1 protein-coding gene is annotated in these 949 nt (G+C 56.0%); it reads right to left on the reverse strand.

Translation table 11 applies throughout. The annotated features are described in order from the left end of the window. Nucleotides 1-949 (reverse strand): CLIPPER-2 domain-containing protein (locus tag ACFFIP_RS18055; RefSeq protein ID WP_446685334.1); only part of this gene is annotated, 949 nt, incomplete at both ends.

The following is a 949-nucleotide window of genomic DNA, read 5'->3' on the forward strand; positions in this document are numbered from 1 at the left end:
CACAGTTTTGCTGATGGTCAGCGATGGGGACTGTGTGATCGTGGTCGTTGCCGTTGCGCTCTGCTCGGAAGTCTCGTTGGTGTTCACATAAGCGGTGTTCACCAGGTCATCTCCCGCATCGATATCACTCTGGGTGGCTGTATAAACAGCGCTGTAAACCCAGGCCTCTCCGATGTCAAGCACACCGTCACTGTCAGCGTCTCCGCTTTCCAGGGCCGCTCCGCCTGCAAAAGGATCAGTTACAGCAACTCCGGTCAAACTCACGTTGCCCGTGTTGGTCACCGTGATCGTGTAGGTCAGGTCCTGTGGAGCCGAAATATTGGTAGCATCCACAGTTTTGCTGATGGTCAGCGATGGGGACTGCGTGATCGTGGTCGTTGCCGTTGCGCTCTGCTCGGAAGTCTCGTTGGTGTTCACATAAGCGGTGTTCACCAGGTCATCTCCCGCATCGATATCGCTCTGGGTGGCTGCATAAACAGCGCTGTAAACCCAGGCCTCTCCGATGTCAAGCACGCCGTTATTGTTCGCGTCTCCGCTTTCCAGGGCCGCTCCGCCTGCAAAAGGATCCGTTACAGCAACTCCGGTCAAACTCACGTTGCCCGTGTTGGTCACCGTGATCGTGTAGGTCAGATCCTGTGGAGCCGAAATATTGGTAGCGTCCACAGTCTTGCTGATGGTCAGCGATGGGGACTGTGTGATCGTGGTCGTTGCCGTTGCGCTCTGCTCGGAAGTCTCGTTGGTGTTCACATAAGCGGTGTTCACCAGGTCATCTCCCGCATCGATATCGCTCTGGGTGGCTGCATAAACAGCACTGTAAACCCATGCCTCTCCGATGTCAAGCACACCGTTATTGTTCGCGTCTCCGCTTTCCAGGGCCGCTCCGCCTGCAAAAGGATCCGTTACAGCAACTCCGGTCAAACTCACGTTGCCCGTGTTGGTCACCGTGATC

The sequence above is a fragment of the Fontibacter flavus genome (assembly GCF_042432905.1).
Classification (GTDB): Bacteria; Bacteroidota; Bacteroidia; order Cytophagales; family Cyclobacteriaceae; genus Fontibacter; species Fontibacter flavus.